Origin of the sequence: Staphylococcus sp. GDY8P94P (genome assembly GCF_017892255.1) — a bacterium.
In the GTDB taxonomy this organism is placed as follows: Bacteria; Bacillota; Bacilli; order Staphylococcales; family Staphylococcaceae; genus Staphylococcus; species Staphylococcus cohnii.
In genome coordinates, this window is the sequence record NZ_JAESKU010000008.1 from 202,664 (window position 1) to 228,319 (window position 25,656).

Sequence of the window (25,656 nt, forward strand, 5' to 3'; positions counted from 1 at the left end):
AACCATGCTTACTGTCGCATTAGCAAAAGGTAGATTACTTAAAAGTTTTATTAATTATCTAAATGAAATAAAAGAAATTGAAATAGCATATGCGCTTGAACATAGAGAACGTCAATTACTTATAACAGTTAATGAAATACAATTTATTTTAGTCAAAGGTAGTGACGTACCAATATATGTTGAACAAGGCGTTGCAGATATTGGAATCGTCGGTAGTGATATTTTAGAAGAAGGCAATTATTTTATTAACAACTTACTAGATTTACCATTTGGCGAATGTCACTTTTCACTTGCTGCTAAACCAGAGGCCTATCAATTTAAAAAAGTAGCTACCTCATATACACAAACAGCACGTCAATATTTTGAAGCACAAGGTTTGGATGTTGAGCTTGTAAAACTATCTGGTTCAGTAGAATTGGCTTGTTTGGTTGATATGGTAGATGGCATTGTTGATATCGTTCAAACAGGGACTACCTTAAAGTCAAATGGCTTAATTGAAAAAGAGCAAATTAAAAACATCAATGCAAAGCTCATTACAAATAAAGCCTCATATTTTAAAAAATCAACTGAAATTGAAGATTTAATTAAAACTTTGGAGGTGTCTCTCATTGATTACAAATAAAGAAACATTTTTAAATAACTACCTGAATCAATCTGCACTAAATGAAGATTTATATCCAATCGTAAAAGAAATTTGTGATCAGGTGAAATTTCGAGGTGATGCTGCTTTAAAAGAATATAATTTACAATTAGATAAAGTAGAAACATCACAATTAGAAGTACCTAAAGAAGACTTATTTACTGCTTATCAACGCATTGACTCATCTACACGGGAAGCCCTCGAACAAAGTCATGACAGGATTAAAGCATATCAAACTTCTATTAAACAAGATCATAAACAAGTTCATTCAGAATGTTACGAATTATATCATGCGTTAGAGCGTGTAGGTGTCTACGTCCCTGGTGGAAAAGCTAGTTATCCCTCTACTGTGTTAATGACTGTAACACTTGCCAAAGTTGCAGGCGTTAAAAATATAGTGGCCGTTACGCCACCTCAACCTGAAGGTCTACCTGATATTGTACTTGCTGCTTGTTATATTGCTGGTGTTGATCAGGTTTACCAAGTTGGTGGTGCACAAAGTATCGCTGCACTTGCGTATGGTACTGAGACAATTCCTAAAGTGGATAAAATTGTTGGTCCTGGCAACCAATATGTTGCATATGCTAAAAAATATTTATTTGGTCAAGTTGGCATTGATCAAATTGCTGGTCCGAGTGAAATTGCGCTAATTATTGACCAAACAGCTGACATAGAGGCAATTACGTATGATGTATTTGCACAAGCAGAACACGATGAACTCGCTAGAACATTTGTCATCAGTGAGGATAAAGACTTGTTACAACAATTAGAAAATAACATCCAACACACAATGACACAAATCAAACGACAACCTATTGTTGATGCCAGTTTGAAACATAACCATTTCTTAATTTCAGTAGAAAACTTTACAGAAGCTTGTGATTTGATGAATCAAATTGCACCGGAACATGCATCTATACAAACACAATGTCCCCAAGACTATGTCAACCATGTGAAATATGTAGGCGCGCTCTTCTTGGGTCATTATTCTCCAGAAGTTATCGGGGATTATGTTGCTGGACCAAGCCATGTTTTACCTACAAATCAGACTGCACGTTTCACCAATGGTCTATCAGTGAATGATTTCTTAACGAGACATTCTGTTATCGATTTATCTCAACAAACATTTAATAATATTGAACAATCCGCACGTAAGTTAGCACATATCGAGCGTTTGTATAATCATGAAAAATCAATAGAAATTCGAACAACAAAGGAGCCACACAATGATTAGAATTAATAAAAATGAAAGTCCACTTAAACCATTATCTAATGAACAACTCGCTACAATTATTCAAAAAGCAGCATTCAATCTTTATCCTGATGATGAATATGAACGCTTCAAACAAGCTTATGCAGCTTTTCATAATATTTCACCTGACCAAGTCATTGCAGGTAATGGTTCTGATGAACTTATTCAAAAGTTAATGTTAATCATGCCAGAAGGCCCAGCTTTAACGCTAGACCCTGACTTTTTTATGTATCAAGCATATGCCAATCAAGTCGCTCGCCCTATTAAATTTGTACCAGCAAATTCAGATTTAACATTTGATTTAGAGACGATTTTAAAACGCATTGATGAAGTACAACCTGCATTCTTTATTATGAGCAATCCACATAATCCATCAGGCATACAATATAGTACGACATTTTTAATGGCTATCGCGGATAAGATGCAGACGCTTGGTGGCTACTTTATCATAGATGAAGCTTATTTAGATTTTGGTGAAGCTTATGATATTAAGATGCAACCGCATATTATTCAAATGCGCACGCTCTCAAAAGCATTTGGCATTGCTGGCCTAAGATTAGGTGTATTAATTGGCACTAAAGATACCATCAAACTCATCCAAAGCATCGAGCACCCGTATCCTCTGAATACAATTACGCTTCATATTGCGATTTATATGTTTGAAAATCAAGCAATGACTCGCGCGTTTGTAAAGCAACAACGACAGCTTGCTCACAAACTTAAAAATATGTTTCATGAACTTGTCTCAGATGTCATGGTAGTCTTCCCTTCTGCTACAAATTTCGTGTTAACAAAGGGAGAAGCTGCACAAAGTTTAGGCGCTTATATTAAGTCCAATGGTTTCCTTCCAAGATTATATGACGAACCAGAAATGTCTGACTATGTCCGATACTCTATTGCTACAGATGAACAATTAGATCAATTATTTGTACTTATTAAAAATTGGAGGTCACAATATGATAGTAAATAAAACACGCAATACAGCTGAAACACAATTAACTATTTCTCTAGCTGATGATCATCGTGAAAGTAATATCAATACAGGCGTTGGATTTTTGGATCATATGTTGACGCTCTTTACTTTTCACAGCCAATTATCCTTATCTATAGAAGCAAATGGAGATGTTCAAGTAGATGATCATCATGTAACCGAAGATATTGGTATTGTTCTCGGTCAGCTACTATTATCCTTAGTGAAGGAACGCAAATACTTTCAGCGTTATGGGTTTAGTTACATACCTATGGATGAAACACTTGCACGTACAGTCGTTGATATTAGTGGCCGACCTTATTTATCATTTAATGCACAATTCAGTAAAGAAAAAGTAGGTACGTTTGATACAGAACTCGTAGAGGAATTTTTCAGAGCACTTGTTATCAATTCTCGCCTAACAACACATATTGACTTAATTCGCGGTGGAAACACACATCATGAGATCGAAAGTATATTTAAATCTTTTGCTCGAGCGCTTAAAGATGCACTAGCATCGAATGACACGAATATCACCCCTTCATCTAAGGGCGTGATTGAATGATTGCAGTGATTGACTATGGTTTAGGGAACATTAAAAACATACAACGTGCGATTAATCGTTTAGGTTTTAATGCGATTTTAACGGATAGTCCCAACGATATTAAAGCAGCAGATGTCATCATATTACCTGGTGTAGGTCATTTTAAAGATGCTATGCAAGCGATTGAAAAACGGGGATTAAAATCCATTTTAAAAACGATAACAAATAAACCAATCATAGGCATTTGCCTAGGTATGCAGTTGCTATACGAACACAGCGCAGAAGGTGATGTAGATGGCTTACAACTTTTCCCAGGAAATATCATACCTATCCAAACATCTTATCCGGTGCCCCATTTAGGTTGGAACAATTTAATCAGCAACCTTACAGAATTAACACAGGATGTATATTTTGTACATTCATATCAAGCTGAAATGTCAGAACATGTTGTTGCGTATGCAGATTATGGCACATTGATTCCTGCAATTGTCCAATATAAAAATCTTATAGGCATTCAATTCCATCCAGAAAAAAGTGGTGAAGATGGTTTAGCAATACTTAATCAAGCTCTGAAAGGTGGTTTCTTAAATGATTAATATTTGGCCAGCCATTGATTTAATTAATGCAACGAGTGTGAGACTGACGGAAGGAAAATATGACTCAGAAGAAAAAATGACTCGCAGCGCTGAAGATAGTGTCGTTTATTATAACAAGTTTAAATGTGTAGAACGTATTCATATTGTCGATTTAATCGGTGCAAAGCAGCAAACATCTATTGAAAAGGACTATATCAAGCAACTGAGAAGCCTGACCAACAAACCGATGGAAGTCGGTGGTGGCATACGTAGTCTTGAAACAATTAATGCATATTTTGCTGATGGCATAGATTATTGTATTATTGGGACTAAAGGTATTCAAGATATTGAATGGTTGGCCAAAATGTCTCATCAATTTCCGTACAAATTATATCTATCGGTTGATGCTTATCAGCGTGAGATAAAAATAAATGGCTGGGAACAAGATGCACATTTAGATTTATTTGATTTCGTTCAGCAAATTGAATCACTACCTTTGGGTGGCATTATCTATACGGATATTTCGAAAGATGGACGCTTATCTGGTCCAAACTTTGAAATAACAACGCAACTTGTCGAAGCAACACAAAAACCTGTCATTGCTTCTGGTGGCATTCGTCATCAACAAGACTTAGAACAATTAGAAAAATCTGGTGTTTATGCAGCAATTGTTGGTAAAGCAGCACACAATCCTGCATTTTGGGAGGGATTATCATGATAAAAAAAAGAATTATCCCCTGTTTAGATGTGAAAGATGGGCGCGTTGTCAAAGGAATACAATTTAAAGGACTACGTGACCTTGGAAACCCTGTGGATTATGCACTTTATTACAATGAACAAGGCGCAGATGAATTAGTCTTTTTAGATATATCCCGCACTGAAGCTGGCCATGGGCTTATGTTAGATGTCATTGAGGAAACTGCTGAAAAATTGTTTATTCCACTTACTGTAGGTGGCGGTATCTCCACAATCGATGATATATCGCAGTTGCTAAATCATGGTGCTGATAAAGTGTCTCTAAACTCTAGTGCTCTAAAGAACCCTTCATTTATCCAAGAAGCCAGTGAAAAATTTGGAAGCCAATGTATTTGTATTGCTATAGATAGTAACTATGATACAGAATTAAACGATTATTTTTGCTATACTCATGGGGGAAAAAAACGTACAAATAAGCGTGTCTATGATTGGGTTCAAGAAGTAGAATCTTTAGGTGCAGGCGAACTATTAATAACGAGCATGACACACGATGGCATGAAAGAAGGCTTTGACGTCAACCATTTACATGAGATTGAACAACTTGTGCACATCCCTATTATTGCTTCTGGTGGCGGCGGCAATCCTGATCATTTTGTAGATTTATTCAAACAAACGAATGTTTCGGCAGGACTTGCTGCTAGCATACTTCATGACAAAGAAACCACAGTAAATGAAATCAAACAAACGATGGCTCAAGGAGGTATTCCAATAAGATGACACAACAACCTGATTTTAGTAAAGGGCTTATCCCCGCAATATTGCAAGATGTTCAGACAAAGCAAGTGCTTATGCTTGGCTATATGAATGAAGATGCTTACAACAAAACAATAGCTGATGGCATGGTTTGTTTTTATTCACGTTCTAAAGACCGCTTATGGACAAAAGGTGAAACATCTGGTCATACCCAAGCCGTTCAAAACATACACCTAGACTGTGATCAAGACACCTTATTGATAGATGTAATCCCTAATGGTCCAACTTGTCATACTGGAAGCCAGAGCTGTTTCAACACCACTGTTCCCTTCTATGTTCAACAGCTCGAAGACACAGTAACTTCAAGTGCTAAGTCAAATAAAGAAAATTCATACACACAATATTTATTGAATGAAGGTTTAGAAAAAATATCGAAAAAATTTGGTGAAGAAGCATTTGAAGTTGTAATCGGTGCTATGAAATCGAACCGCGACGAGGTAACAAATGAAACTGCTGATTTAATGTATCATCTCTTTGTGCTCTTGCATGCGTTGAATATCAAATTTGAAGATATAGAGGCAATTTTGGCAAAACGTCATCAAGTTTCTAATAACTTTAAAGGCGAAAGATCAGATATAAAAGATTGGTAAATTGCACTCACTGATTATTCAATAATTTTCTATATTAAGATATTTCCACCAATCTATAGCCACATAACAAAATTTAGGCTGAAACAGCTAATCGCTGTTTCAGCCTAAATTGTTTGATTCATTTTATTTTTATAAAAATAACACCATCAGATCTTCATCATAATACCGTTTGCCATCATAAAGTGCCTTAGGTTCTGTGCCATATCTTTGAAATCCTAATTTTTCATATAATTTAATAGCACTTAGATTTTCCGCAAGTACCGATAAACCTATAGTTTTAACTACACCTTGTTCACTGACAATATCTATCATTTTTTGAATTAATTGTTGTGTAAAGCCTCGTCTTCTATATTGTGGGTCGCAATATACACCGACTAAATTACCTCTGTGTTTAATTTTCTCTAAAGTTTCTCGATAAAAAGTTGCATAGCCAATCAATTTTTCACCATCAAATACACCCATTGTAAAATGTCTTTCATTCATCCCTATCCTATCTTCAAAACGTTCAATAGGCAAATGAATCTCGCGTTGATAAGTTGAAGCAAAACCTGTAGGATCAGTTTGTAGAGACTGTAAGCGCAATAAACGATACGCTTCTACATCACCTTTCTTAAGATATCTAAACTCCATGTTTTGCCTACTTTCAAAGTATATTTTCACTTTACCATTAACTTTATTTTAAACTAAATATAAGAAGGACGTATCAGACTGGTCTGACCGTAATTTCATTTACATTTACATGTGAAGGTTGTTGTAATGCATAAACTACCGCTTCAGCAATATCTTTGGGTTCTAGCTTTTTGCGCTCTCCCCAATCTTTCTGACCACTTAAAGGCGTATCTACCATACCCGGTGAAACGCTTGTCACTCGAACGCCAGTTTTAGCCAACTCTTTTTCTAATCCTTGCGTAATCGTGTGCACCGCAGCTTTCGTTGCACTGTATATAGTACTCATTTTCGTCACTTCAAAACCTGAGATAGAAGCAATGTTAATAATATGGCCACTAGATTGATCTAAAAATGTTGGTATGACAGCATTAATGCCATACAGTGTCCCTTTTACGTTTGTATCAATCATTGATTCCCAAGCCTTTACATCTCCATCAGTAACAGCAGAAGAAATCATTTGGCCGGCACTATTTACGAGTATATCCAAGCGACCGAAATGCTCTTTTGCATATGCTACTAAACGTTCAACTTCTTGTTGTTGTGTCACATCCGCTGTTAAAAATTCAATCTTCGCTTGATATTCATTTGAACGAATACGATTTACAACATCTTTAAGTCGTGTTTCATCACGACCAGCTAATAATAATTGTACACCATGACTAGATAGCTCCTCTGCTATGCTAGCACCAATGCCACTACTAGCACCAGTAACGATTGCAACTTTGTGCTCTAATTTAACCATCAAATCTTCCTTTCATCAAACGTATTTCATATTTTTATACCCTATCCACACAGATTATACCATGTGCCCTCCATCTTGAAACAATGAGTCAGCTCATGAATTTGCATACTTGTCATAAACAATAAATAATTATAGAGTGGGTATATAATACATAACTAACTTACCTTTTATAATTTAGGAGGATGACTTATGGACTTTCATGAAAGAATTAAAAATTTAAGAAATAATATAGATAGCACAAGTTTCGATTTTCGTTTTGAACAATTGTTTAATGAAGCAGAATGGCTCGGACTATCACTTAACCAGCGCCAACGATATGAGCGTGAATTTCGTAGATTTGTGAGCCAAAGTAAGCAATTACGTATCTCATATGCTTCACAAGATCACATTCGCATGCGCATGTATAACTCTGTTTATAACTATAATGAAATCAAACAAAACTTTAAATCATATGTTTAATAATGATGAGAAAAGCCCACATTACTGGACGAACAGTAACATAGGCTTTTCCACTTTGTAAGGGCTCTAAATAAATCATGAAAGGTGATACTAGGGAGAATAATATACATGAAGTTTTATGCACAACACACGATGAAATATGTGTGCACAAACTTCGATGCTACTAGATGAATACAGTGTATTAATTACTTACTAGTAGCTTTTTTCTAATCCATAGTTGTATAGTTTTTCTGCGTCAATATAAGCTATATAATCAATACTTCTGTATCCATCTTTAATGTCATTAATAATGCCTTGATTCACACCAGTATGTGTGTATATGTCATAACTACTTTCATTTGAAAAAATGACTTCTTCAATTACTTTTCTCATTTAATAATCACTCCGTATTTTTTCTTTCGCTAGGCATTGTTATCTTCTACACTCTTATCATAATCGAAAGTAATAGAATTTTAAAGTATTTTGTGATTAATTTCACAAAATACTCACTTTTAGCCTTTTTTAATATATTTCACATATTTTTAGATTGACAAATTGTTTAATTTTAAAAATGAATGCTTTTCTAAATATTCCGCATAGGCCAGTGAGAACTTTACGTTTAAGCTGTTTGTCTCTTCAATATTTTGCTTAATCGTTTATAGTAAGTAGTTCTGTAATATTTCAGCTAATCACTTTAGTGCAAACGCATTGAATTTAGCTTTTCTACAAACGCATGTGTTTGATTAATAATCGTATCTAACTGGTTTTTTTGAGCCCCTTTAGTTAATGCATTACCAATCCCAATAGCAAATGCACCGTTTTTATACCATTGATCTATATTTTCTAATGACACGCCACCATAAGGTATTATATTTATATTTGGAATGGTTCCATAGATGTTTTCCATAAAATTCACTCCTAATATATTTGCAGGATACAGTTTAATCACTTCTACTTCATATTGCATCGCTTGTATGATTTCATCTTTCGAACCGCATCTTGGCAAGTAAGGTATTTGGTATACATTACAAATATGCGCTATTTGGACATCTAAATGTGGAGTTGCTATATAGCGGGCACCATTTATAATCGCTACACGTGCTGTTACAGCATTTTGAATCGCACCTGCACCAACAATAATTGATTTATCAAATTTTTGCGTTAACGTTTTTATGGCTAATTCTCCATAAGGCGTGTTAAATGTTATTTCAATATTTTTGATACCACTCTCAATCATTTTTTCACTTTTCAATATAGCATCTTCACAAGTACATCCTTTCACTACTCCTATCAAGTAATTACGATGTAATTGTTCCAAAGTAAGCAATTTATCCATTAGCGCCTGTCCTTTCTACGTCATTTTATTTCATTGTAATTTTTATCTCATTTTCGTCAATGAATACTAAACGAACCTTTAATACGATGCTACATTTTATTCCGTTGACGGATTTGCTCAAACACTAGTTTCTATGTAGCATATTGGTGTTTTATTCACAAAACGAATGCCAGAGATGTTATACACCAAAGAAGGAACGTACGCACCTCTGATTACGTACTTCAATCAAATAGATAATAGTTTTATTAATAAAATAACTATTTTAGTAATAAAATGACATAAAACATTAACTTTGTGATTAAACTCACAAAGTTACACGAAATGTGCTAGTTTTTTTCTATTATGAATGCTAACTTTAATAGTATAAAGAAAGCGCTTTATTATATTCGTAAACTTTGCTTAAAATACAATCCTAAGTAAAGCGATGGTTATGATAAAGCACACATATTTTTAATTAAATAATCATTAAGATTGTAATTTAACTTGAGAGGAACAGATTAAATGATTGATTCTTTATCACTTTATAAACCTAGATTTAAAAAATTAATTTGTGTTGATTCTGACGGGTGTGCCATCGATTCGATGACTATAAAGCATGAGCGTGCGTTTGGTCCAGCTATTGTTGAAGAATGGCAATTACAAAATATAGAGTCCAAGCTATTAAAGCGCTGGAATGATATAAACTTATATGAAATCACTAGAGGCATTAATCGCTTTAAAGGGTTAGAACGTATGTTAAGTGAACTTGTTGAACAAGTCATTCAAATTGAGGGCTATGAACATATTAAGCATTGGGTACAAACAACAGATGCTTTCTCTAACCCAGCACTGGAAAAAGCCATATCAAACTATCCACAACAAATTGGATTACAAAAAGCATTATCTTGGTCACACCGTGTGAATGATATTATCAAAACCTTACCAAGTATTGGACCATTTAAATATGTACAAGCATCTCTAAAAAACGCTTCAACTTTTGCTGATATCGCAATAGTGTCATCAGCAAATTTGGCAGCAGTTGAATATGAATGGAACACATACAAATTAACAGACTATTTAAGTGGCATGTTTGCGCAAGAAGCAGGTACAAAAGAGCACTGTTTAGAGCACTTAAAACAATATTACAATTTAGAAGACATCATCATGTTAGGAGATGCCAAAGGAGACTTAGAAGCAGCAGAATCGCATAATATGTACTTTTATCCAATATTAGCAGGCCATGAAAATCAATCATGGCTAGACTTTAACAATAAATATTTAAAATTGTTTAAAAATGGTAAATTCAACCAATACACACACGACACTTTAAAACAAATATTTTTTAATAATTTTGAAGGAGAGGCATAAACTATGGTTAAAGTAGATTTGACAGCATCACCATATCATTTAAATGACAATCAAATAACATGGGTAGAAGAAACACTTGGCAAATTAACAGACGAAGAAAAAATTGGTCAATTATTTTTCAACTTATTTTCCTTAGAGGGTGGTAAAAAATTCTTTGATGCAGACTTAACTAATAAAGATATACTTGAACGTTATCACATTGGAGGCGCACGATATGAAGGTGGGAACAAAGAAGATGTTCAAAACTTACTCAATGATTTACAAAGACATACTAAAGTTCCCGTACTTGTAGCAGCAAACTGTGATTCTGGTGGAAATGGTGCATGTAAAGATGGTACTTATATCGCAAGTGCTGCACAATGTGAAGCTGCTCAAGATACAAAAGTTTCATATAATGCTGGTCTTGTATCAGCACGTGAATCATCCGCACTAGGTGTTCATATTAATTTCGATCCTTGTGTAGATATACTTAAAAATTGGCGCAACACAATCGTTAATACACGTGCATATGGCACAGATGCTGAAACAGTTATTAAATATTCAAGTGCATTTATTGACGGCTTTAATGCAGAACGCGATATGATTACATGTATCAAACATTTCCCCGGTGATGGTACGGAAGAACGTGACCAACATTTAGTGCTCGGCGTAAATGAACTATCTACCGAAGAATGGGACGATAGCTTCCGTAAAGTTTATCAACATCATATCGACCGTGGTGTACAAATGATAATGGCAGGACATATTGCACAACCTGCTTATTCTAAAAAATTAAATCCTAGTCTGGAAGATAAAGACATTTTGCCTGCAACACTTTCTTCTGAACTTATAACTGATTTACTAAAAGATGATATGCATTTTAACGGTTTAGTCGTTACCGACGCTAGTCATATGTTAGGTATGACTGCTTCTATGCGTCGTGAAGATTATGTTCCATTAGCCATTGCATCTGGCTGTGATATGTTCTTGTTCTTTAATGATTTAGAAGAAGATTACCAATTTATGCTCGATGGTTATAAAAACGGCGTCATAACAGAAGAGAGATTAAATGATGCCGTAAGACGTATCTTAGGTTTAAAAGCACAACTCAATCTACACATTAAACAAGAAGATGGTTCAATTATTCAACCACAAGAAGCATTAGATATCATCGGTTGTACAGAACATTTAGAAATGCGTGCAGAAGCAGCCGATATGGGGATCACACTTGTGAAAAACACTTTAAATCAGTTACCTATCCGACCTGAAACACATAAAAATATTATGCTTTATGTGATAGAAGGTGAAAAAGATGGTATCTATAAATCTGCTAATAACGTCACAGATGATATTATAAATGAACTTGAATCACGTGGATTCAATGTCACATTGAATGATGGTTCAACACGTATTAAAGGTAAAACATTAGAATATCGTGAAAAAGTAGATGCCGCGTTAGTATTTGCAAACATTATCGGTTATGCTGCAGAAAATAACTATCGTATTAAATGGGGTACTGCCATGAGTAATGAAATACCATGGTATGTACATGAAGTACCAACCGTATTTATTTCTACCAATTTCACCACTCATTTGCATGATGCAACAATGGTTAAAGCTTATATAAACGCTTATCATTCTAATAAAGAAACAATTAAACAGACCATTGATAAAATCATGGGAGAAAGTGAATTTAAAGGGCAATATAATGATTTAGTTTGGACAGATAAATGGCAAGCAAAATTATAAATGAACCACGTTTTACAATATAATCTATCGTTATAAAACCCATGCTCAAACAAAGGACTAATCCTTATCAAATAAGGATTAGTCCTTTTTATTTTGCAGTGCTTTTGTTTTAAATCGTATGTATTTACTTGGAGATGCATGGTTGAGCTTGTTTTCTCTCACATACTTCATTGTTATGGTGTTAACATGATACAAAATCGTAATGAATAGAAATGTTTAGAATAGCATCATTAAACACTTTCGTCTTATTTAATATCTGCCCTTAAGCCAAATAAAGGAACTAATTTATAATATAACTCGCTTACCATTACAAGAAAATTTTTATATTAATATTGGTATAGGTTAATATCACTTTCTATAAATTAAAAATAACCCTAAAGCTTGGTATCGGCTTCAGGGTAAATATACTTGTCATTGTTCTTATATAATTATGATTTATAACCAAAATTAGGAATATTTTCCCAACGTTTCTTAAAGTAATGTGCTACCGCTTTAGGACGACGTTCACGCGTGAATATTCCTTTTTTGTTTCCTTGAACACGTATAATCTCGGTAGAAGTTTCAAAATCTGCAAAATTCCATGTCTGTTCACCAATAAATTGTGGATATTGATCAATGACTTCATGATTTGCTTCATAATAACGAATTTGGTACTCTTCTGTAAATAATTCGTCATTTAATGAATGCATGCCAGCTACAGTGTCTGCACCATATTCTGTAAACATAATTGGCTTGTGCGGCTGTTTTTCACTCCAACCATCTAACTCAGTTCGTAAAGCTTCTTTAGCGGCTTCCAAGTCACCTGTTTGTGTATACCAACCATAATATCTGTTCAGACATAATACATCTACTAAATCTTGAACTTGGCAATTATCTGGTTGTGACATTAAAATAGTTACGATGGTTACAGGTCTGTTTTGTGGATCGCAAGAACGTGCTAAGTTGATTAATGGCTCAAAGTATTCTTTTGCGCCTTCTTCAGTAGAAGCTGGTTCATTAGCTATTGACCACATAACTACACATGCATGGTTTTTATCTCGAGCAATCAAATCTTTGATTACGGATTCATGTGCTTTTTTCGTGCCAATTTCTTTAAATGTATTTCTTGCCTCAACTCCAGATAATATGGTACTAAAGTTTAAGTGCACACCAACAGCAGTTGTTTCATCTATGACAACAATACCTTGTTCATCTGCCAATCGCATCATTTCTTCAGAATAAGGGTAATGTGAAGTTCTGAATGAGTTACCGCCAATCCATTTAATAAGATTGAAATCCATAACATTCGTTACTTCGTTTAATCCTCGGCCATTATAGTAGGTATCTTCATGCTTACCAAACCCTTTAAAATAAAATGGTTGTTCATTGATTAAAAATTGTCCCTGCTTCACTTCTACAGAACGTACACCAAAACGTTCAGCATAGCTGTCTACAACTTGGTTATTATCTATTAACGTTACTTCTAAATGATACAAATAAGCATTCAGTGGTTGCCATAAATGAGGCTGTTCTATCTTAATAGAACCATTAGCACCAGAAGTTTCTGCTACAACCTCTCCCGCTTCATCTATCAATTTAACTAAAATATCATCCACCGACTCATTGATAGAAATATTATAATTGATGTCTGCTACATCATTTTTAACCTCCGGAACAATTTCAATATCTTCAATAAATATTTGTGGTGTTGTGTAAATTTTTACAGGTCTATGCAAACCAGCATAATTAAAAAAGTCAAAATTAGGTTTATTTCTTTTAATCAAATTGCCGTCTTTGTCCGTTGTTTCGCTATAATTACCAACAGGTAACGTCGTTTCGTCTAATATATTATTTACACATACAGTTAAGCGATGTTGCCCTGAACTGAATTTTTGCCCTAATTCCACTTCAAAAGGTAAAAATCCCCCTTGATGTGATGTGACTTCTTGACCATCAATATATACTGTTGCTTTATGTGTAGCAGAACCAAATCTCAATACAATTCGTTCATCTGATAGTACTTTAGGTATCGTAAACATTCTTTCATACCATACGTTCCCTACATGATTTCGTATGTTAGCAGTTACGCCTTGATCATTATATGAACCTGGCACTGCCATAACTAAATCAGTGTCTAAAGGTTTCGTTACATCGATTTGATCATGGTTCTCTTCTAATTTGAATTGCCAAACACCGTTTAAGTCTATAATACTTCTCTGTTCGTTTGTTACTGGATATAGCATATAAATGCTCCTCTCATAAAATGAAATACAAAATAATTATAATTCCTCTCTAAGTGCCAACTCTTTAACAATTTGTTTATGTTTCTGATCTGTTAATGGGTATGCAAAGAAGAAAAGTATCACCGCAATTAAACAAATGACTGCGGGTACCACAAAGAATAATATTTTTAAACCGAATATTGTATCCGGCGTTTGTGCCGCATTAGGTACATAACCAATAATCGTTAATGCCATACCTGGTATAAAACCTGCTAAGCCTTGTGATATTTTTCTAGTAAAGCTATAACTTGCATAAATAATACCTTCAGATCTAAGTCCTGATTGCCATTGTCCGTATTCTACAACATCAGCTATAAATGCCCATGTTACTGTATTAGGAATAACCAAGAATAATTGTGCAATCGTGTTAATGATTAAGAACGGAATAATTTGCTCTGAAAATAATGAAAAGTTTACGATTTGGAAAATAATAAAACCACTTACGCCTATGACTGCCGTCATTTTTTTACCTACTTTTTTACTTAAGAAAGTAGTAAGGAATAATGCTGGTATTAAAACAATAAAATTCAATGTACTTACAATACCTATTAAATTATCGAAACCAAGTACATTTTTGTAATAGTAAAGTTGTGCACCTTGTTGTAAAAATAAAGCAGTAATCGTTAACAATGTATAAATTGCTAAAATAATAAATGGTCTATTTTTCAGTAAATTAAAAAACGCTTTACGTCCCAAACCTTTTACTTGTGGACGTTCTATTGTATGACGCTCTTTAACTCCTTTATAGCACAACATATGTAGTGTCACACCTGCAATTGCAAGTATACCTACTGCAATCGGATAGCCAATCGCATGATTCGGAAATAAACTTACTAAAGGAATAATAACTATACCCGAAATAAACATAGCACCTTGTGAACCTAAATTACGGAATACTGATAGTTGCGTACGATCATCTGCATTAATTGTCATTGAAGCAGACAATGAACCATAAGGTATATTAACGACAGAATAAGCAGCATTAAAGAGTAAATATGTTCCAAATGCCCATATAATTTTACCAGTCTCACTGATATCAGGTGAAATAAAGGTTAAGACAGTCAATATTGCCAAAGGAATACTTCCATATAATATAAATGGTCTAAATTTGCCTCGTTTTGAAAAATTTTTCTGATTATCAACAAGGGTACCTACACCCGTGTCTACAAATGCATCGAAAAATTTAGCAACTAAAAATACTAGCCCACCTATAGCAGAGGGAATTCCCAAAATTTCTGTATAAAAAAGCAATAAATAAATTTGCCCCATATCAAACATTAATCCGTTCCCTAAATCCCCAAAACCATAAGCTAATTTTTCTTTAAATTTCAATTTCGGTGATTCAATTTCATTAAACTTTTTCAATTTCGTATTTGCCGGTTTTAATCTGGCTGTAACCATAAGGATTACCTCTTTCCACTATCGAAACAACATTTGTGCACCTCATCTTTGTAGTTTCATAGTATGTTTTATTGAATGTGGCCATCAATCATTACATTATCCATAGAATTGAAAGCGTTTTCTTCCATGCATAAAAATTTTTACCCTATAAAATAGATTCGCTTATTATTTTCACGTGCATACACCCTTAACACTTTTGATAGAGCTCTTACTTTTATTATATTTTTATAATAGCAACAGTCAACAAAAAATAACAACGTTGTTAAAAAACAAAACACTTTTCTCTTTTATGTTATTCTTTTTCAACTATTGCTAAAGTCTGTAATAACGCCAGTTCAAATTGATACAATACTTTACTACATACGATTAAGCTAAAAATCACAAATTCAGTCTAAATTTAATGTGAATTGGTAATATTTCAATTAATTTTAGAGGATATTATGATTTTTTTGATATTTTCCTAATTTTATTTACAATTTTTATATTGAATATTTAATTTTCTGATTTTTTATACTATATCAACTAATAAAATTCTTTATGTTCAGTCCGATATTTCAATGGTGTCTTACCATATTGCTTTTTAAAGCATTGTGCGAAATAACTCTGTTCCCTGAAACCGACATATTTTGCAACTTCCGCTACAGTCATTTTTGTCCGTGCTATTAAGTCACGTCCTTTTTTTATTCTTAACGATGTAATAAATTGAGATAAAGATTGATGACATTCTTGATTAAAAATTCTTGATAGGTAGCTAGGTGCCAAATCAACATAATTCGCTAACTCTTCTAACGTTAAATTACTATCTAAGTTTCTTTCAATATATTGAATCACTTTACTTACTTTAGGGCTAAAGGCATTCGCTTTTATTTTCATAGCTCTTTCTGCGTATTCCTTAACGATTGCATACGTTAATTCTTCTAGTACTTCTACATCCAGTGTCCGATCAATCATCGCAGCATATTTAGCGGATATTTCATCAATATGTATGAGACTCACACCAGCTTTTTCTCCAGCTTTGCGGCATAAAGTATTGATTAAATATGCTTTATATTGCTCATTTGATAGATCATCCTTCACTCGACGTAAACCAGTCACAGACAAACTCATCTTTTTTAAAATAGATAATGCTTCTTCAACATTTCCGTTTTCTACCGCAGTCAACAATTGATTTTCTAAATTATATCTATACTCTATTTCTTGTAGTGTGTAATCACTTTGAAGCTTAGAATCAGCTAAAAATGCTTCATTTGCATGAAAACTGAAGTCAATATCCACCGTTTCATAGACGATGTTTCTATTCTTCAAAAAACGAATTGCTAAACGACACATTTTTTGCGCTTTAACATGATGACATATCGGAATTTTAAGTAAATATTGTTTCAATGTGGGCAACTTAGAAATTTTAATATTTAAATTAAGTAACATCTCATTACATTGTCGCTCATTGGGTCGTTTATCCATATAAGGCCCAATAATATAAATCTTTCTATATTTTTTAAATTTAAAAATCAAAAAGCTAACATTAAAACTATTTTTATAATGGTAAATTTTGTTACTCTGCATATGCACAATAAAATGTTTTAACTCATTTTTATATTGTTTTCTAGTAGTATTCATAAACGGTGTCTTAATATGGTTACTAATTGCTTTTATGTCGTCCATATCATAACCTTCCAACTGAATACCTAATAATTGTATAGCATGCATTTGCAATATTTCTAGCGTTTCATTTTTCATAAAAAAAACACCCCATTCCTTATATTTTTATTATATCTAAATATTAAGGAATAGAGTATCAAATGAATAAAAAATATTTAATTTGTTTTTTAGATTTTATATATTTAGACCTACAAGACGCTTCATGGCCATATATCTATTGTTTATGTTTCTTACCGAATTTTAATTTAAACGGTGCATAAAATAGGACAAAGATAAGTACCAAACCTAAATAACCGATTAAAGGATAAAAGATTGCTACTAGATCCGTAAATCCAACAAAACTTAAGCAAAGCCCTACTAGGATTGCAAGCGTATAAAATATTTTAAAACGTATAGAATCAACTACGGTGAAACGTGTGGCAAAGGCATAAAACATGCCCAACCCTGTATTGAAAATCATGCCAAAGATCACAAGTGCCATGATGATACCTAGGATTGGTGATATATGATTTACAATACCTAACATTGGCATTTCCATATTACCGACAATATTGATTTGTGTAAAAATTGCTAAATGACTTAACACAATCATAGCGCCTAAAATCAGACCACCTAATAAACCACCAATTGCTGCCACTTTCGAATTTTTTTCTGCTCCCCCCATAACAATAGCCATTGATGCACCTACTGCAGTATTAAACGAAGCATAATTGATGCCTGCAACAAACCAATTAGGCAATGTTGAAGGTTTTGCATCTGAAATTGTATTTAATTCTGAAAAAGGTACATTCGTAGTCATGAAACTATAAACCGAAATAATTAATATAAACACAATTAAAAATGGCGTGATATTACCAATAACTTTCACTACACCTTCTACCTTCAACATACCTGCAAGTATGATTAGTATGGTCATTAGTAATGTACCAACGATCGATGGTACGCCGAATTGTTGATTTAAATTTGACCCAGCACCTGCAATCATCACTACACCAACACCAAACAAAGTAAAGATAATGACTAAATCAATAATCCATCCCAATAATTTTCCAAATAGTGATTCACCAGTAATATTATGTATAACTACTTTGTGTGAGTCTGTATCAAACTTGCTCCCTAACCAAACTAACATCATCCCAACATAAGCAAACAATGCCGTGGTAATGATAGCACCCAAAGTACCCAAAATACCAAAACTAGTAAAATATTGCAGCACTTCTTGTCCAGAAGCAAAGCCAGCCCCAACGATGACACCGATAAAAGCACTAGCAATCAGTAATATTCTTTTCATCATTTTACCCCCTTATTGAATCTACTATATACAACTCAAGTAAAATTTCAATCATAATATCTATGATTACTTTACATTTGTTATATGAAATACTTAAAACCATTATAGTTACTTAATTTTATCATTTTATCCATAAGTTATGTTGAAATACCTTAAAGAAGTATTATAGCGCTAGCTCATATTTTGATTGATTGTATTAAGTAGTAAATAAAAAAGACAGGTAGTTGAAATCAAATATATTCCGTTTGATTTCATCTACCTGTCTATTAAGCATACAGTTTGTTGCACATATGATTGATAACGAATTATTATTATTACCTTTAAGCTAGCCTTTTACTAACAATTATATAGATATAAATGACATATATTTTTAAAATTAATAATTAAAAGCCATCTACTGACAATATGAAATGAGGTTGGGCGAATCCATTATGTCTCAGCCTCTTTATAATCATATGCCATTGAGTCACACTCAATGATATATATGCTTCTATGTTATTTTATTATACAAAGATACTTAGTATAAGGATGAATACTAATCCTGAAACTGAAATAACCGTTTCAAGTAATGACCATGTTAGAAATGTTTCTTTAACAGTTAATCCAAAGTATTCTTTAAACATCCAGAAACCTGCATCATTCACGTGAGACAAGATAACACTTCCTGCTCCAATAGCTAATACTACTAATGCAACATTTACATCTGATGATTGTAGTAATGGTAATACAATACCTGTTGATGAAATAGCTGCTACTGTAGATGAGCCTAATGCAATTCTTAAAACAGCTGCAACTACCCATGCGAGTAATATAGGAGACATTTCAGTGCCTTCAAACAATTTAGCTATAGTGTCACCAACACCACCATCTATAAGTACTTGTTTGAACGTACCGCCACCACCTATAATCAAAATCATCATTCCAATAGGATAGATCGCGTTTGATACAGAATCCATGATTTCAGCATTTTTTCTACCTTGTCTTACACCCATTGTTATAATCGCAAATAGCACAGCAATTAACATCGCTGTACCAGCAGTACCAATAAAGTAAATGAATGATTCAAAGCCATTCGTCGCTTCTTCATTACCTGTCACTAACTGAACAATTGTAGAAAGTAACATAAGAATAACTGGTGAAATTGCTGTGAGTAAACTGATGCCAAATCCAGGCATTTCAGACTCTGAAAATTCTTTTTGTGCGCCTAAAGCTGATATATCCCCTTCGCGTTGATAAGCAGTTGGCGTAAGCTTTTGTGCCACTTTATTAAATAATGGACCTGCAATAATAGTAACAGGTATGGCTATGATAATACCGTAAAGTAACACATGACCTAAATTAGCTTGTAGTTCTTTAGCAATGACAACTGGTCCTGGATGTGGCGGTAAGAAACCATGAGTCACAGATAGTGCTACAACCATAGGAAGTCCTAGTTTTAATTGTGAGACATTAGCACGTTTTGCAATCGTAAATACTAATGGGATTAATAGTACTAATCCTACTTCAAAGAATAACGCTATACCTACAATAAAGGCTGCAATTAGCATTGCCCATTGGACATGTTTATGTCCAAACTTTTTAATAAGTGTATCAGCAATACGTGTAGCGCCTCCACCATCTGCCAATAGTTTACCTAAAATCGCACCTAAGCCAAAAATTAAAGCGATATGACCTAAAGTACTTCCCATACCGTTTTCAATGGTTTCTATAATTTTATCTAAAGGCATACCTAGTAAAATAGCAGTGACAATAGATGTAATAATCAATGATATAAATGTATTTAACTTCAAGAAAATAATCAGTGATAGTAATACGACGATACCTATAACCACTGTAATTAACGGCCAAATTGTTTCAAACATAATTGTTCTCCCCTTCAACATTTAGCATAACCGTTCATAATTTCAAAAGGTATTACCTTCATCATGATAACGCTTACTTAAATGTCTAAAAATTTAATTTTTTTAACTTGAATGAATATACAGCTATAAATGAAAATTGCATATTTTTATTTATAGCTTGTCATTCACTCAATTTGTATCAACAGTATCTATGCTTTATCTTTAACCATATGTTCACGCTGAAACGTAGCGATTTCAGCATAGCGCTCTTCTAAAGAACGACTTAAATTGATGAAAATTGATATTAGTTTTTGATAAACATTCACATTATCTGGATTTGGATGGTGTTGATTTGTTGTACCTACCATCTCTTCAATAATGGAAAAATCTTCAATTTCACCAAGTGCTTTCATACCAAGTACACAAGCACCTAAACATGAGCTTTCATAACTCTCTGGGACGATTAAATCCGTATCAAAGATATCCGCCATCATTTGGCGCCACATTTCACTCTTAGCAAAACCACCCGTTGCTTTAATTGTTGACGGTGTTTCATTCATTACTTCAATTAGTGCGAGATAGACTGTATAAAGGTTATATAGCACGCCTTCTAATGCTGCTCGAATCATATGTTCTTTCTGGTGAGCTAAGGTTAATCCAAAGAATGAGCCTCTTGCGTCTGCATTCCACAATGGTGCACGTTCACCTGCTAAATACGGATGGAATATCAACCCATCTGCACCTGGTTTGACACGATTAGCAATTTTAGTCAGTACATCATAAGGATCAACGCCCAAACGTTTTGCTGTTTCCACTTCACTTGCCAACAATTCATCACGCAACCATCGTAATACCACACCACCATTATTCACTGGTCCTCCAATGACATAATGATCTTCAGTCAAAACATAACAGAAAATTCTTCCCTTATAATCTGTTCGTGGCTTATCTATTACGGTTCTTATTGCACCAGAAGTTCCAATTGTTACAGCAACTTCACCTTTTTTAAACGCATTTACACCTAGGTTTGACAATACGCCATCACTAGCGCCTACCACAATTGGTGTATTTTCGTCTATGCCCATTAAAGTTGCATAGCGACGTTTCATCCCTTTTAATATATGTGTTGTCGGCACAATTTCAGGCAATTGAGATGATTGAATACCTAACAATGCTAATGCTTCTTGATCCCAGTCTAGATTTTCTAGATTGAACATACCGGTAGATGAAGCCATCGATTGATCAATTACATATGTCTCAAATAACTGATAAAAAATATACGTTTTAATGTCTGCAAACATCGCTGTTTGATTGTATATTTCTTGTTGTTCATGTTTCATCCAAAATATTTTAGATAAAGGTGACATTGGATGAATCGGTGTACCTGTTCTACTGTATATCGCATCACCGTCATACTTGTCTTTAATCATTTCTGCATATTTAGTCGCGCGATTATCTGCCCATGTCAAATTCTCAGTTAATCGTTGATGACTAGCATTCATTGAAATCAAACTATGCATCTGAGCGCTAAATGAAATTAATTTCAAATCGTTTTTATGAATATTCGCTTCTCTCATAACATATTTAATTGTCATCAGTACTGCATCAAATAACTCATCAGGGTTTTCTTCTGACACTTCTACATTTGGTGTATGCAAAGGATAACCAATATTATGTTTCATAATAAACTGCCCTTTTTCATCATAAAGCACAGCTTTCGTACTTGTCGTACCTATATCAACGCCTATCATGTATTTCATGGTTTTGCCTCCTATTTATACCTCTTGCTTGACAGTTATTATTTCATCCAAAAACTATCTATATCTTCGCCAACATCGTCAAAGTTCAAATGAAATGCTTCTCTTAGTTTTGTTGCATTTTGCGCTGCAACTGCATCGATAAACACTTCATGATTATGATGGATTCGTTCAAAATCCACTGGGTTTTCATTCATGCGCTTGCGCATAGATAATAAAATAAGCGCTTCCATTACTGGCCTTAAATTATTCCAAAATGTTTTTAAATATTGATGTTTTGAAGCTAATATCGTCACTTCATGAAATTTCATGTCGTGTTCTGTAAATGCCTCAGCGTCTTCAAATTTAACAGCAACTTTCATCATTTCTAGTTGTTTTCGCATTTCTTTAACTATTTGCTTATGATTATCTTTTTTTATCTTATTAAAAGCGAATGATTCTAACATAATTCTTAAATCATACAGTTCTTTTTTTTCATTATCTTTAAAAGGTAAGACATAGGCACCCATACGTTCTAAATGAATTAACTGATCTTGTTTTAATAATTTAAATGCATCTCTTACTGGAGAACGACTCACATTAAATTCTTGAGCAATTTGGTTTTCAGTTAACAATGTGTCTGGTGTAATCATCCCATCAACAATCCTTAAGCGTATTTCTGAAGCAATCATTTCACCTTTAGAAACACCTTCAAGCCATTGTTCTGGATAAATATATTCCAACCGACTTCACCTCTCCACTTAATCGATATACTTGTATACAAGTATAGTAATATACATTCCGCTTGATTGCAAGCGCTTGCAATTGTATAGATATCCTTTTAATTCCATAAAAAAGCGGCATGCCAAGTTTTCACTAGACATACCGAAATTTTCTATTTTAATGGTTTTATATTTTTACCGCGATACACAATGATGTGTTTGATGACAATACGGACATTGTAATTTTCTGGTTTTAGGTGTATGTGTAGCAAACATCCACGTCGCCAATTTAGGTTTGAATATTTGTTGACAATTCGGGCATAAATAATTCACGCGTTGATATATCGCTTTTGTCATAACCCCAGCATAAGCCACTAAAATAGGTAATGTTACTAAAAATGGCACCCATTTTTTTAGTAATATACTAGCCATGATTGATGTATACTGTATTATGATGGCTGGACTTAATTTATATAGTAGCGACATGTATAATGCCGTGCCCCGCTGATTTTGAATGGTATATTTATGTGTGTTAACCAACTTTTCAATCGGCGCTTGCGTATTGTCACTGATACTGTTTTCCAGTTGTTTGATTTCATAAGCAGTAAGCTTCATTTTATCAATTTCTTCAGTAATCTCAGATCTCTTTTGATATAACATGAATTTTACTGCTTGTAATTTTTTGTCTTCAGTTAATAGCTTTTTTATATCTTTTAACGAAAATCCCATCGATTTCAATATTAAGATAATTTCTAAATTTACTTTGCTTTGTTCATCAAATAGACGTCTACCATTACTTGATGATGGTACCGATTGTAACAATCCTTTCTTATCATAATACTGAATTGTTCTTACTGTTACATTGCAATGTTTAGCTAGTTCTCCTGTTTGATATAGTGTCATAAAATAACCTCCTTGACGTTAATCATACATGGTGACCTAACGTAACGAGCAAGTGTAACAATCGTTTTTAGTGCGGGATATTTGTTCGTGCCTCTAATTATCAAAAATTTCGGAATGAATATTTTGCATTTTACTTTCAACAGTTGTAATTTCATTGGCACATTGTTTTAAAACTTCTCTATAGTCCTCTGTATTTTTATTATTTTTGTAACGTATTTTGTGTTCTAAACTCGCCCACATATCCATACCTATTGTTCTAATTTGAATTTCTACTGGTACTTTTTCTACAGAATTCGCTAAAAATACTGGTATTGAGACTACAATATGCAAACTTCTATAACCGTTATCTTTCGGATTCATAATATAATCTTTTCTTTTTAATAACTGCACATCTGCTTGTTTTAACAATAATTCTTCAATGACATAAATATCATCTATATAATTACAAATAACTCTTATACCTGCAATATCGTATATATATGTTTTCGCTGATGCTGTGTTGATTTGGTAACCTTTTCTATCTAATTTTTTAATCAGACTTCTCATTTCCTTAACACGACGTTCCATGTGATGAATTGGATTGTGTTTATATAATTGTTGAAAATGATCGTCTAAAATATCGAGCTTAGTGCTAATTTCTTTTAGTGCAGAAGAATAGAGTTGCTCTAAAGCAACAAAATCAATGACCATTTCGAATGCTTCTTCGTAATTATTTATATAAGTTAAACTCTCTTTAAATTCTTCTTTCAAATCATCCATATTCAGCGTTGGTTTACGTTCAATGTACATAAATCGTACCTCCAATAATTCTTCTCTCTTCAAACATTATAGCTAAATTAAAAGGATACTTGAAATAATACAGTAGATATTTACAATGCATTACACGATTCAGAAGTTATTTGTGTGATGGCAATGACATTTTTGGTTTTGGTTATTTCAGCTCACAAAAATCCATAGTTGCCTAACATTAGGGAATAGGCAACTATTTCAATTGCGTGACACTTTTTTATTTATATAAAAAACTTTTAACTTCGTCTTCACAATGATTTTCTACGCTATTCATTCATTTTATGTTCAATAATTTGAGTCCTTCTATTATCAGCAATATTACGCGCCCGCTTCATAGCATCTGCTTTTTTATCAAAGCTATCTGTAGCTTGTTTGGCACCATCAGATTTTATTTTCCATTCTTCATTCTCATAATAGACATGAACATCTTTGTGATTTAATTGTGGGTTCGCAGATTGATCACGTTCATGTACCGTGATTTTTTTATTTTTTAGCGCTTTCAATTCATCTTCAGTCGCATTCTCATACCAATTTTCAGCTTGTTTGGTAGCGATTGGAATCGCATTTTCCTCTTGATATCCATCTTTAAGCATCGCATTTCCAATGTCGATTGCTTTTTTTCTTTCCAATTTTTCCATATTTTTCCAACTTTGCGGATAATCTTCCATTGTCCAAGGCATGTGATAAAACCTCCATCTTCATAACTTATATTA

The 25,656-nt window shown here is 33.5% G+C and carries 25 protein-coding genes; 11 read left to right on the plus strand and 14 right to left on the minus strand.

Annotation, left to right across the window (positions count from 1 at the left end):
* Positions 1-4 precede the first annotated feature (4 nt).
* Genes hisG through hisIE form a run of 8 tightly spaced genes read left to right on the plus strand, consistent with a single transcriptional unit; the run spans position 5 to position 6,080 of the window.
* Positions 5-622 (plus strand): ATP phosphoribosyltransferase, encoded by a 618-nt coding sequence (gene hisG / locus KA926_RS05415; protein ID WP_107384109.1) that lies wholly within the window; start codon positions 5-7, stop codon positions 620-622.
* A complete protein-coding gene (gene hisD, locus KA926_RS05420) occupies positions 612-1,874 on the plus strand; it encodes a histidinol dehydrogenase (RefSeq protein WP_233422628.1) in 1,263 nt (420 codons plus the stop codon). The genes hisG and hisD overlap by 11 nt, the downstream gene beginning before the upstream one ends.
* Positions 1,867-2,862, plus strand: a complete 996-nt coding sequence (locus KA926_RS05425) for a pyridoxal phosphate-dependent aminotransferase (protein ID WP_107384111.1) — start codon at positions 1,867-1,869, stop codon at positions 2,860-2,862. Before hisD ends, KA926_RS05425 begins: the two co-directional genes overlap by 8 nt.
* Positions 2,849-3,427: an imidazoleglycerol-phosphate dehydratase HisB gene (hisB, locus tag KA926_RS05430; protein ID WP_107384112.1), complete on the plus strand. Its 579-nt coding sequence runs from the start codon at positions 2,849-2,851 to the stop codon at positions 3,425-3,427. The genes KA926_RS05425 and hisB overlap by 14 nt, the downstream gene beginning before the upstream one ends.
* Complete coding sequence (gene hisH / locus KA926_RS05435; protein ID WP_107384113.1) at positions 3,424-4,002, plus strand: imidazole glycerol phosphate synthase subunit HisH; 579 nt, start codon at positions 3,424-3,426, stop codon at positions 4,000-4,002. The genes hisB and hisH overlap by 4 nt, the downstream gene beginning before the upstream one ends.
* Positions 3,995-4,699, plus strand: coding sequence for a 1-(5-phosphoribosyl)-5-((5-phosphoribosylamino)methylideneamino)imidazole-4-carboxamide isomerase (gene hisA / locus KA926_RS05440; protein ID WP_107384114.1), 705 nt, complete (start codon positions 3,995-3,997; stop codon positions 4,697-4,699). The genes hisH and hisA overlap by 8 nt, the downstream gene beginning before the upstream one ends.
* The gene (gene hisF / locus KA926_RS05445; protein ID WP_107385952.1) at positions 4,696-5,454 is read left to right on the plus strand and encodes an imidazole glycerol phosphate synthase subunit HisF; all 759 of its coding nucleotides are present in this window, start codon (positions 4,696-4,698) and stop codon (positions 5,452-5,454) included. The genes hisA and hisF overlap by 4 nt, the downstream gene beginning before the upstream one ends.
* Complete coding sequence (gene hisIE, locus KA926_RS05450; RefSeq protein WP_107384116.1) at positions 5,451-6,080, plus strand: bifunctional phosphoribosyl-AMP cyclohydrolase/phosphoribosyl-ATP diphosphatase HisIE; 630 nt, start codon at positions 5,451-5,453, stop codon at positions 6,078-6,080. The genes hisF and hisIE overlap by 4 nt, the downstream gene beginning before the upstream one ends.
* 129 nt (positions 6,081-6,209) lie before the next feature.
* Here the strand turns inward: hisIE and KA926_RS05455 are convergent, their stop codons facing one another.
* Complete coding sequence (locus KA926_RS05455; protein WP_107384279.1) at positions 6,210-6,710, minus strand: GNAT family N-acetyltransferase; 501 nt, start codon at positions 6,708-6,710, stop codon at positions 6,210-6,212.
* A gap of 73 nt (positions 6,711-6,783) precedes the next feature.
* Positions 6,784-7,491, minus strand: a complete 708-nt coding sequence (locus tag KA926_RS05460) for an SDR family oxidoreductase (protein WP_107384278.1) — start codon at positions 7,489-7,491, stop codon at positions 6,784-6,786.
* A 189-nt stretch (positions 7,492-7,680) separates the two neighbouring features.
* On the opposite strand from KA926_RS05460, the gene KA926_RS05465 reads away from it, so the two are divergent.
* Positions 7,681-7,950, plus strand: a complete 270-nt coding sequence (locus tag KA926_RS05465) for a DUF1413 domain-containing protein (protein ID WP_107384277.1) — start codon at positions 7,681-7,683, stop codon at positions 7,948-7,950.
* A 192-nt stretch (positions 7,951-8,142) separates the two neighbouring features.
* Here KA926_RS05465 and KA926_RS05470 read toward each other — a convergent pair whose 3' ends face one another.
* Positions 8,143-8,322 (minus strand): hypothetical protein, encoded by a 180-nt coding sequence (locus KA926_RS05470; RefSeq protein ID WP_107384276.1) that lies wholly within the window; start codon positions 8,320-8,322, stop codon positions 8,143-8,145.
* Between the two features lie 301 nt (positions 8,323-8,623).
* The gene (locus tag KA926_RS05475) at positions 8,624-9,265 is read right to left on the minus strand and encodes a beta/alpha barrel domain-containing protein (RefSeq protein ID WP_107384275.1); all 642 of its coding nucleotides are present in this window, start codon (positions 9,263-9,265) and stop codon (positions 8,624-8,626) included.
* Between the two features lie 501 nt (positions 9,266-9,766).
* On the opposite strand from KA926_RS05475, the gene KA926_RS05480 reads away from it, so the two are divergent.
* Positions 9,767-10,612 (plus strand): HAD hydrolase-like protein, encoded by an 846-nt coding sequence (locus KA926_RS05480; RefSeq protein ID WP_210143727.1) that lies wholly within the window; start codon positions 9,767-9,769, stop codon positions 10,610-10,612.
* A 3-nt stretch (positions 10,613-10,615) separates the two neighbouring features.
* Positions 10,616-12,340, plus strand: a complete 1,725-nt coding sequence (locus KA926_RS05485; protein WP_107385954.1) for a glycoside hydrolase family 3 protein — start codon at positions 10,616-10,618, stop codon at positions 12,338-12,340.
* 428 nt (positions 12,341-12,768) lie between these two features.
* Here KA926_RS05485 and uidA read toward each other — a convergent pair whose 3' ends face one another.
* The 10 genes from uidA to KA926_RS05535 form a co-directional block, all read right to left on the minus strand.
* Positions 12,769-14,562, minus strand: a complete 1,794-nt coding sequence (gene uidA, locus KA926_RS05490; RefSeq protein WP_107384272.1) for a beta-glucuronidase — start codon at positions 14,560-14,562, stop codon at positions 12,769-12,771.
* Between the two features lie 36 nt (positions 14,563-14,598).
* Positions 14,599-16,002 carry an MFS transporter gene (locus tag KA926_RS05495; RefSeq protein WP_210143728.1) on the minus strand — a complete coding sequence of 468 codons (1,404 nt, stop codon included), beginning with the start codon at positions 16,000-16,002 and terminating at the stop codon, positions 14,599-14,601.
* Positions 16,003-16,524: 522 nt separating this feature from the next.
* Entirely contained in the window at positions 16,525-17,739 is a 1,215-nt protein-coding gene (locus KA926_RS05500) for a helix-turn-helix domain-containing protein (protein WP_107385956.1), read from the minus strand.
* A 136-nt stretch (positions 17,740-17,875) separates the two neighbouring features.
* Positions 17,876-18,952 (minus strand): YkvI family membrane protein, encoded by a 1,077-nt coding sequence (locus KA926_RS05505; protein ID WP_107384270.1) that lies wholly within the window; start codon positions 18,950-18,952, stop codon positions 17,876-17,878.
* A gap of 503 nt (positions 18,953-19,455) precedes the next feature.
* Positions 19,456-20,814 carry a gluconate:H+ symporter gene (locus KA926_RS05510; protein ID WP_107384269.1) on the minus strand — a complete coding sequence of 453 codons (1,359 nt, stop codon included), beginning with the start codon at positions 20,812-20,814 and terminating at the stop codon, positions 19,456-19,458.
* A 188-nt stretch (positions 20,815-21,002) separates the two neighbouring features.
* Complete coding sequence (gntK, locus tag KA926_RS05515) at positions 21,003-22,553, minus strand: gluconokinase (RefSeq protein WP_107385957.1); 1,551 nt, start codon at positions 22,551-22,553, stop codon at positions 21,003-21,005.
* Between the two features lie 38 nt (positions 22,554-22,591).
* On the minus strand, positions 22,592-23,272 hold the full coding sequence (locus tag KA926_RS05520; RefSeq protein WP_107384267.1) for a GntR family transcriptional regulator: 681 nt from the start codon (positions 23,270-23,272) through the stop codon (positions 22,592-22,594).
* 174 nt (positions 23,273-23,446) lie between these two features.
* Positions 23,447-24,154 (minus strand): MerR family transcriptional regulator, encoded by a 708-nt coding sequence (locus KA926_RS05525; protein ID WP_107384266.1) that lies wholly within the window; start codon positions 24,152-24,154, stop codon positions 23,447-23,449.
* A 93-nt stretch (positions 24,155-24,247) separates the two neighbouring features.
* On the minus strand, positions 24,248-24,943 hold the full coding sequence (locus tag KA926_RS05530) for a GTP pyrophosphokinase (protein ID WP_210143729.1): 696 nt from the start codon (positions 24,941-24,943) through the stop codon (positions 24,248-24,250).
* A 266-nt stretch (positions 24,944-25,209) separates the two neighbouring features.
* Positions 25,210-25,623: a DUF2188 domain-containing protein gene (locus tag KA926_RS05535; protein WP_107384264.1), complete on the minus strand. Its 414-nt coding sequence runs from the start codon at positions 25,621-25,623 to the stop codon at positions 25,210-25,212.
* Positions 25,624-25,656: the final 33 nt, after the last annotated feature.

Excerpts from the sequence above, each read along its gene's own strand:
- KA926_RS05530 (WP_210143729.1), bottom strand. The coding sequence starts at position 24,943 with ATGTACATTGAACGTAAACCAACGCTGAATATGGATGATTTGAAAGAA.
- KA926_RS05455 (WP_107384279.1), bottom strand. The coding sequence starts at position 6,710 with ATGGAGTTTAGATATCTTAAGAAAGGTGATGTAGAAGCGTATCGTTTA.
- KA926_RS05510 (WP_107384269.1), bottom strand. The coding sequence starts at position 20,814 with ATGTTTGAAACAATTTGGCCGTTAATTACAGTGGTTATAGGTATCGTC.
- KA926_RS05460 (WP_107384278.1), bottom strand. The coding sequence starts at position 7,491 with ATGGTTAAATTAGAGCACAAAGTTGCAATCGTTACTGGTGCTAGTAGT.
- KA926_RS05425 (WP_107384111.1), top strand. The coding sequence starts at position 1,867 with ATGATTAGAATTAATAAAAATGAAAGTCCACTTAAACCATTATCTAAT.
- hisB (WP_107384112.1), top strand. The coding sequence starts at position 2,849 with ATGATAGTAAATAAAACACGCAATACAGCTGAAACACAATTAACTATT.
- KA926_RS05505 (WP_107384270.1), bottom strand. The coding sequence starts at position 18,952 with ATGAAAAGAATATTACTGATTGCTAGTGCTTTTATCGGTGTCATCGTT.
- hisH (WP_107384113.1), top strand. The coding sequence starts at position 3,424 with ATGATTGCAGTGATTGACTATGGTTTAGGGAACATTAAAAACATACAA.
- KA926_RS05465 (WP_107384277.1), top strand. The coding sequence starts at position 7,681 with ATGGACTTTCATGAAAGAATTAAAAATTTAAGAAATAATATAGATAGC.
- KA926_RS05535 (WP_107384264.1), bottom strand. The coding sequence starts at position 25,623 with ATGCCTTGGACAATGGAAGATTATCCGCAAAGTTGGAAAAATATGGAA.
- KA926_RS05525 (WP_107384266.1), bottom strand. The coding sequence starts at position 24,154 with ATGACACTATATCAAACAGGAGAACTAGCTAAACATTGCAATGTAACA.
- uidA (WP_107384272.1), bottom strand. The coding sequence starts at position 14,562 with ATGCTATATCCAGTAACAAACGAACAGAGAAGTATTATAGACTTAAAC.
- KA926_RS05500 (WP_107385956.1), bottom strand. The coding sequence starts at position 17,739 with ATGAAAAATGAAACGCTAGAAATATTGCAAATGCATGCTATACAATTA.
- KA926_RS05480 (WP_210143727.1), top strand. The coding sequence starts at position 9,767 with ATGATTGATTCTTTATCACTTTATAAACCTAGATTTAAAAAATTAATT.
- hisF (WP_107385952.1), top strand. The coding sequence starts at position 4,696 with ATGATAAAAAAAAGAATTATCCCCTGTTTAGATGTGAAAGATGGGCGC.
- KA926_RS05485 (WP_107385954.1), top strand. The coding sequence starts at position 10,616 with ATGGTTAAAGTAGATTTGACAGCATCACCATATCATTTAAATGACAAT.
- KA926_RS05495 (WP_210143728.1), bottom strand. The coding sequence starts at position 16,002 with ATGGTTACAGCCAGATTAAAACCGGCAAATACGAAATTGAAAAAGTTT.
- hisA (WP_107384114.1), top strand. The coding sequence starts at position 3,995 with ATGATTAATATTTGGCCAGCCATTGATTTAATTAATGCAACGAGTGTG.
- hisG (WP_107384109.1), top strand. The coding sequence starts at position 5 with ATGCTTACTGTCGCATTAGCAAAAGGTAGATTACTTAAAAGTTTTATT.
- gntK (WP_107385957.1), bottom strand. The coding sequence starts at position 22,553 with ATGAAATACATGATAGGCGTTGATATAGGTACGACAAGTACGAAAGCT.
- KA926_RS05475 (WP_107384275.1), bottom strand. The coding sequence starts at position 9,265 with ATGGATAAATTGCTTACTTTGGAACAATTACATCGTAATTACTTGATA.
- hisIE (WP_107384116.1), top strand. The coding sequence starts at position 5,451 with ATGACACAACAACCTGATTTTAGTAAAGGGCTTATCCCCGCAATATTG.
- KA926_RS05470 (WP_107384276.1), bottom strand. The coding sequence starts at position 8,322 with ATGAGAAAAGTAATTGAAGAAGTCATTTTTTCAAATGAAAGTAGTTAT.